Consider the following 6,592-nt stretch of genomic DNA (forward strand, 5'->3'; position numbering starts at 1 on the left):
TGAAACAGGAACAACGGTAAGTAGCGCAACGTACGGATCCGAAAACGAGTGACACCAACGACGGTCATGCGAGCCTCCGTTTAGGCGGTAGGAACGGGTTTCATAGCCGCGATCTTGGCGATGCTGGTAGGCGGTAACGTGCCGGTCGCAGAGGCTGCCATAGCATCAACCAAGGCGTTGCATTCAGCCTTCCCGGTCGCCAGCACTTCCCGGAATGAGCGGACACGCGACAGGGTCCACAATATCGCGGCCAATGCCGCCGACGGGCTACGCGCCATGACCTTTTTCGACGTCGGATAAACGGTATGTCCCAAGCTCTCGATCAAATGAAAGCTCGCATGAACCCCTCGTGCCAGCACCATCGCCTCATGCCAGGATGCCCCGCCACCGCGCCGCATGCCGGCGATCGATACGCTTTCAAATGCTACGCAGAGTGGCGTATGGCAGCGAAGCCATAGGGGCATGTTGCTCTCCAGCGCCGCGGGCAATCCCGCCGCATTGAACACATCGACCCAGCGTTGCTGCGCCATCAGCGTCTTCTGGCCTCCCGCGCCGATCGTGCTCGAGAGCCGGCCGTCGTCACTCAGCAGGGCTTGTACGAAGGGCATGCCGAACGTGCAGCGGTCTTCTCCGATCACCTGCTGCAGCCGCTCTGGGTCAAATGTATTGAACATAAACTGGACGGATTTGGCCGCGCTGCGGTGCACGGCCGGTAGGAGAGGCTCGACCTGATGGGCGAGCAACGTGACGATCACGAGATCATAAGGCACTTGCTCATCCAGCGTTTCGGCAACGGTCACGTTGGCCCGTGCGCCTTGGGCTTCGACGATCGCCCCATCACGCTGGAGCTGGTGCAGGCGTTCGGATCCCGGCCGCGCTATCACGGTGACATCGTGCCCGCCGACCGCAGCAAGTTGGAAGGCAAAGGTACTGCCGATCCTGCCGACACCGAGGATGGCAATGCGCAGTGCTGTAGCTGACGAGACCATGAGCGTTTTCCCAATGTTGACGGTGTCTAGATGATCGAATTAGCTCCTCTGAAGCTGGAGTCAACGAAAATCTATCCAGTGTCTAGATAATGCCTCGGATCCCCTTTTGTCGTCGCGATGGACGAGCTACATGTCCCCCGACATGCTGCGGAATGCGTGTCGCGTGGCATGACCCTTGATCCGATAATTTCTGCGAGATCCTCGCTCCGGAACGCGACTTGGCACGCGCAAGTCACTACACGTGATCGGATCGCTCAAGGCTGGCGTCGACGCTCACCAGCTGACGTTCAAAAGGAGACGCAGATGGTTCGCGTGTTGGTGATTGGGTATGCCCCTGACGCAGTCGATTTTACCGATCCTGCAATTCCGCCAGGCTTGACCGGGGCCGTTGTCGCCGAAGGTATCAAAAGGGACGTGCAGTTGATGCTAGATCGGGGCTGGGAAGCAGAGCATCTTCCGATCCGAGCAGATGGAAATTTTCGTCATGACATTTTGGACCGGCTCGCAAGCAAGGCTTACGATTGTATCGTGATCGGCGCTGGTGTTCGCATGACCACCAAGCACGTTCCTGAGTTTGAGCAGGTTGTCGATGCTGTTCGGAACGGGGCGCCCCAAACTCCCATCGCGTTCAACTCAAGCCCGGATAGTAGCGGTGAAGCAGCTGCGCGGTGGCTTACCAAAACCTAAGCGAATCCTCGCGAAAACAACAAAGCCATTCGCGTGGGTCTGGGGCACACCGTCGTTTCATCGCTAATTCGACATGCGTTCAGATCCACTGGGGATCAGCGGTGAAATCGATCGTCAGCCAATAGCCAGGGCGCAAGCCTCCCATGGCGTCCGCCACCTCCTGTCGGATAGAATCGAGTGCGCCCAAGGTCATGGCGGTGGACGCGGACGCACCGACGAAGCCAATTTCGACAAATTGGACCCGACCCACGCGCGAGACGTAGGATCGATGCTCGATGAAGCCATGCCGTGCAGCAACCTCGCTCGCGATCTTGCTCACGTGCGCATCGAGATCGGGGGGTGCGATCTGAAGGATCTCGCGGCCGGAGGCCAGCAAAGAGCGTATGGGTAGAGGAGCCATACCCAGCGCAAGCAGGATCAGGATCGCAGGATCGAAGTACATCGCCAGATGCTCGGCCGACGTCCCATCCAGAAGAAGGGCGATAATGAAGGCGATGGCTAGCCCGGTGTTTAGGAGACCACTGAACAGCCAGGCTCGGGCGTCCAGCTCGAGGAGCGAGGATCCAAGCCCGCGGCCTTTGCGCCGGACAAAGAGGTAGATCCCCAGACATATAGCGGCGCTCGCAACTGCATAGGCAATGCCCGGCCCAAAGGTCACCTGGCGGCCACCCATCAGCATCGCATCGGCGCCATCCACCAGCGCGTAGACGCAAGCCAGCATTAGCACGCTGCCGTTCACGAAGCCGAGCATCGGCTCGATGTGCCAGTATCCATACTGAAAGCGGCGATCGGCGCCACGCGCGATCAGGCGCGCAGCGAAGAATGCAACCATCGTCAATCCCGCGTCCGCGAGACTATAGACGCCGTCAAACACGATGGCTTTTGCACCGCTCAGCAAGCCGACAGCTATGCCGATGAGAGCCAGCGCGAGCGTGCCGGTCGCCGACAACAGAAGGAGGTGCTGCTCTTGACGCTCGGCTGGCGGTCCCATGTCCTTCTCCGGTTTGGAAGAGCGAGCAGCGCCGACGTGACACTGCACTCGCTCATGTGTCGATGTTACCGGGTCAAGATATCGTTCCGAGCCAGCGCTTCTCCGAGCACGACCAGGCCGATCCCGAGAAGCGCCACATCCTTGAGCAGGAACGTGCCCACGAAGCTGAGATAAGGGAAGCCACCCGCCGACGGCTCCCAGATTGGTAGCGCCAGCATTGTCGAGCAGGTGACCGCGAACGTACCGGAAGCCAGCACGCCGGCGGCGAGAGCCGCATGCTTCGACCATGGTGATGCTATGAGAAGTACCGCCGTGAACACCTCGACGACGCCGAGAAGGCGCGCCGTTCCGGCGGCGCCGAACGCCCCGAGCATCCACGCAAGCCAGGGCGTGCCGCCGATCACCGGTTTGAGAAGCTCGACCTCGAAGGGCTGGAACTTGTTCAAGCCAATCAGCAGCAGCGGCAGAATGATGCCGATGAGCGCGATCACGCGGCCGAGGCGGCGAACGTGGCTTGAGATCGAATTTGAGGCGGGCGGTACGGACTGTGAAACGGACATAGCTTGCTCCCTGGTTGAGGAGAGGCGGACCTTCGAAACCTAGCGCGGCCCACCGCCTGGCGGGTCTGCGATCGATGTCGGAATATCACGCTCTCGAACTGCTAGTTCGTCTGCGAAAGACGAAACGATACAGGTGACGATCAAACTTCGTCACACCCGGCGGCGGTGCGCTTTAGCAATGACCATACGCCGCGTGCATGGACTCCATACATTCATCCCGACGCGACTGACCGCTAGGTACGGACGATCGATCTGCAAATCGACGCAGACAGACTTAAAGGATCAAAACCATGATGATTGAGAAACTGCAGCCTTACTTGGAACGGGTCGGTGCCGGCATCCTGCGTTACAGTCTCGTCCTGATCTTCCTGGGCTATGGTCTATTCAAGTTCACGGCGCCTGAAGCCGCCGCGATTGCTCCGCTTACCGAGAACAGCCCGTTCTTCTTCTGGCTTAACCCTCTTCTCGGCCAACAGGGCGGGTCGAACCTGATTGGAGTCGTTGAGGTCGTCACCGCGCTCGCAATCGCCGTTCGTAAGCCGCTGCCACTGGTGTCGGCCTTCGGAAGCCTGGCGGCGGCAGGGGCTCTCTTCGTGACGCTGAGCTTCCTGTTCTCGACCCCGGGATTAGACCCGACCTCGACCGATGCGGGGTTTCTCATAAAGGACGCAACCTTGCTCGGCGCTGCCCTTTGGACCGCCAGCGAGGCGATCCGCGCCCATGTGACCAGCTCCGCCGGCACCTCGCCAATTCGGTCCAGCAATGCCGGGCGCGCGGCGTTGGAATAGTCCGCGGTTGGTAAAGGCCGACGCGCGTGATCACCGCGCGGCCTCTATCGGCTGTTCAAGCGCGTGGCGGGTCCTAGAGCCACCCTGCGCGCCTGAACCGGAGCCAAAGCAGACTGCAAAGTAGGGCCATGATGCCCACCACGCCGAAGTAGCCGTATCGCCACTCCAGTTCCGGCATATAGCGAAAGTTCATGCCGTAGATGCCTGCCAAGGCGGTGGGGACGGCAAGAATGGCTGCCCAGGCCGCGAGCTGCCGTGTGATCGCGCCCGTTCGTTGTTGTTCTAACAGGCTGCTCAATTCGAAGACCGAGACCAGGACCTGGAGCAAGCCATCCACCATCGTCTGCACCCGCATCACGTGGTCCATCACGTCGTCGAAATACGGCAGCGCTTCTGCGCTGATGCACGGGTAGTGGCCCCGGACGAGTTTGCGGATCACCTCTCCCATCGGTCCGAGCGTTCGCTGAAATCGGGTAAGCTCGCACCGAAGATGAAAGATGCGCACCACCTCCGCGCGCCCGAGGAAGGTGTCGAGCGACCGCCGCTCCATTTCCAGGACATCGTCCTCCACCATCTCAAAGATGGGCAGGTAATCGTCCACGACTTCGTTGAGCACCGCGTGCAACACATAGTCGACACCCTGCGCTAGGAGTTTGGGGGCGGTTTCCAGTTGCGCGCGCAAATCGGCCCCGTGCGATGCCGCATTGTGACGTACGATGATAATGTGATGATGGCTGACGAAGACTGCGACGGCGCCGTACAGAATTCGATCGTCATCAAGGCGCGCGGTGCGGGCGATGACGAACAGTTGATCGCCGTAAACGTCGAGCTTGGGAGGCTGGTCGGCATCGAGCGAAGCCTGCACCATGAGCGGGTGCAGTCCATAACGATCCTGTAGAGTGCTAAGCTCCTCCATGGTCGGATCACAAAGATCGATCCATGCGAACTCCGACCGGTCCATTTGGTCGGGCACCTCGTCATCGAGCAGGATGTCACGGGTACGCTTTCCGTCCTGGTAACGGCAGGCGCCGAGAACGGTCACGGGCGCTCCGGGACTTGGAGCCCGCGTTGCACCGCGGTCCGCGCCAAGCAGCGCTGCAGCCATGCTGCCACGTGCGGATAGTTTCGGAGGCCAATGAGATCTCCCGCCTCATAGCTGATGTCCAGCGCCCTGACCCACCCGAGCGTGGCAATGTCAGCGATGGAATATTCGCCGGCGTCGACGCCGGCCAACCACGATCGCCCCGTCAGGCGGGCGTCCAGCACACTCAGCAGCCGTCGGGTTTCGCCAAGATATCGCTCGAGCGGCCGTTTGTCGTCCATCTCGCGGCCTGCATGCTTGTGGAAGTATCCGAACTGGCCGAACATCGGCCCGATCCCGGCCATCTGAAAGAAAACCCACTGCAGGGTTTCGTAGCGGTCGACGGGGTTCGTAGCGAGAAACCTGCCGGTCTTCTCTGCCAGGTAGACGAGGATTGCGCCGGACTCCCAGAGCGCCAAGGGCTGCCCCCCAGGTCCGTCCGGGTCGAGTATCGCCGGGATGCGCCCGTTCGGGTTCAGCGAGACAAAGGCGGGATCTTTGGATTCGTTCTGCCCGATGTCGACGAAGTGCGCCTCGTACGGCAGCCCGATTTCCTCGAGCATGATGGAAACCTTGACCCCGTTCGGGGTCGGGTAGGCGTAGAGCTGCAGCCGCTCGGCATGCACGGGCGCCCAGCGCCGGGTGATTGGAAACGCACTCAGGTCTGTCATTCGATTGTCCACCCCGGATGGAGGCACGCAGACTGGCTCGGGTGAGCCCCGCCCCGTGCGTCGTGAGCTGTTGCTGCTACATTCGTCCGCATTCGGCGCTTGGTTACGCCTCGGGTGAAACGACATATGGCGCAGCCGCCGAAGCCGTATCTGGTATCAACTCCAAAGAGCTTCCTCGCCCCAACTGATGATGGGAGACCATCTCGGGTATCAGCGGGAAACCGAGAGCTTGCGGACAGCGGCTCGGCGGTCGGGTGAATAACCAAGCGAGGAGCCCGTTGGCTGTGGTAACTGGTTCGCGTCAGGAGAGGTTTTATGGTTGAAGCACGATGGAATGGCACTCTGATTGCTAGCAGCGACGATACAGTCGTCATCGAGGGCAACCACTATTTTCCCGCTGACGCCGTAGACCGGTCGTTTCTCGACCTAGCTCCACGACGACAGTTTGTCCGTGGAAGGGAACTGCGCGCTACTACAGTCTTCATGTTGACGGTGCCGAGAACCGCGACGCCGCCTGGTACTATCCAGAGCCGAAGGCCAAAGCCGAAAGCATTCGTGATCGAATCGCGTTTTGGAAGGGCGTCGAGATCAGATGATTGTCGCTGCGCGGTAGGGGAAGCTATCTTCGCCGCGCGGTGCAAACGATCAAATAGACAAGCGGTGAGCAGACACCGACTACGTGGCAACGACGGTACGACTGAGCTGCTGCCGCTTCCGTGGACACCGAGATAAGGTGTTTTTGGAACCGGAGGATGGAGATGCAACGACGGAAGTTCAGCCGCGAGTTCAAGCTCGAGGCGGTGAAGCTGGTGCGGGAACGCGGGG

7 protein-coding genes and 1 pseudogene are annotated in these 6,592 nt (G+C 60.5%); 3 read left to right on the forward strand and 5 right to left on the reverse strand.

Features of this window, described 5'->3' with window-relative positions:
- Window positions 1-80: 80 nt before the first annotated feature.
- Window positions 81-989 (reverse strand): ketopantoate reductase family protein, encoded by a 909-nt coding sequence (locus tag EWE75_RS09435; protein ID WP_130156758.1) that lies wholly within the window; start codon window positions 987-989, stop codon window positions 81-83.
- Window positions 990-1,292: 303 nt separating this feature from the next.
- On the opposite strand from EWE75_RS09435, the gene EWE75_RS09440 reads away from it, so the two are divergent.
- The gene (locus EWE75_RS09440) at window positions 1,293-1,676 is read left to right on the forward strand and encodes an NADPH-dependent FMN reductase family protein (protein ID WP_130156760.1); all 384 of its coding nucleotides are present in this window, start codon (window positions 1,293-1,295) and stop codon (window positions 1,674-1,676) included.
- Between the two features lie 79 nt (window positions 1,677-1,755).
- On the opposite strand, the gene EWE75_RS09445 is transcribed toward EWE75_RS09440, so the two are convergent.
- Both EWE75_RS09445 and EWE75_RS09450 read right to left on the reverse strand, forming a co-directional pair.
- Window positions 1,756-2,667 (reverse strand): cation diffusion facilitator family transporter, encoded by a 912-nt coding sequence (locus tag EWE75_RS09445; protein ID WP_130156762.1) that lies wholly within the window; start codon window positions 2,665-2,667, stop codon window positions 1,756-1,758.
- A 65-nt stretch (window positions 2,668-2,732) separates the two neighbouring features.
- Window positions 2,733-3,227 (reverse strand): DUF417 family protein, encoded by a 495-nt coding sequence (locus EWE75_RS09450; RefSeq protein ID WP_130156764.1) that lies wholly within the window; start codon window positions 3,225-3,227, stop codon window positions 2,733-2,735.
- A gap of 290 nt (window positions 3,228-3,517) precedes the next feature.
- On the opposite strand from EWE75_RS09450, the gene EWE75_RS09455 reads away from it, so the two are divergent.
- Entirely contained in the window at window positions 3,518-4,015 is a 498-nt protein-coding gene (locus EWE75_RS09455) for a DUF417 family protein (RefSeq protein ID WP_130156766.1), read from the forward strand.
- 73 nt (window positions 4,016-4,088) lie between these two features.
- On the opposite strand, the gene EWE75_RS09460 is transcribed toward EWE75_RS09455, so the two are convergent.
- Window positions 4,089-5,057 (reverse strand): magnesium and cobalt transport protein CorA, encoded by a 969-nt coding sequence (locus EWE75_RS09460; RefSeq protein WP_130156768.1) that lies wholly within the window; start codon window positions 5,055-5,057, stop codon window positions 4,089-4,091.
- Window positions 5,054-5,767: a glutathione S-transferase N-terminal domain-containing protein gene (locus tag EWE75_RS09465; protein WP_130156770.1), complete on the reverse strand. Its 714-nt coding sequence runs from the start codon at window positions 5,765-5,767 to the stop codon at window positions 5,054-5,056. The genes EWE75_RS09460 and EWE75_RS09465 overlap by 4 nt, the downstream gene beginning before the upstream one ends.
- Window positions 5,768-6,082: 315 nt before the next feature.
- Here EWE75_RS09465 and EWE75_RS09470 point away from each other — a divergent pair.
- A pseudogene (locus EWE75_RS09470) lies at window positions 6,083-6,363 on the forward strand (DUF427 domain-containing protein).
- The last annotated feature ends 229 nt before the right edge of the window (window positions 6,364-6,592 follow it).

The sequence above is a fragment of the Sphingomonas populi genome (genome assembly GCF_004208535.1).
Classification (GTDB): Bacteria; Pseudomonadota; Alphaproteobacteria; order Sphingomonadales; family Sphingomonadaceae; genus Sphingomonas; species Sphingomonas populi.

Coding starts and splice junctions, on each gene's coding strand:
- EWE75_RS09435 (WP_130156758.1), bottom strand. CDS start 989: ATGGTCTCGTCAGCTACAGCACTGCGCATTGCCATCCTCGGTGTCGGC.
- EWE75_RS09440 (WP_130156760.1), top strand. CDS start 1,293: ATGGTTCGCGTGTTGGTGATTGGGTATGCCCCTGACGCAGTCGATTTT.
- EWE75_RS09445 (WP_130156762.1), bottom strand. CDS start 2,667: ATGGGACCGCCAGCCGAGCGTCAAGAGCAGCACCTCCTTCTGTTGTCG.
- EWE75_RS09450 (WP_130156764.1), bottom strand. CDS start 3,227: ATGTCCGTTTCACAGTCCGTACCGCCCGCCTCAAATTCGATCTCAAGC.
- EWE75_RS09455 (WP_130156766.1), top strand. CDS start 3,518: ATGATGATTGAGAAACTGCAGCCTTACTTGGAACGGGTCGGTGCCGGC.
- EWE75_RS09465 (WP_130156770.1), bottom strand. CDS start 5,767: ATGACAGACCTGAGTGCGTTTCCAATCACCCGGCGCTGGGCGCCCGTG.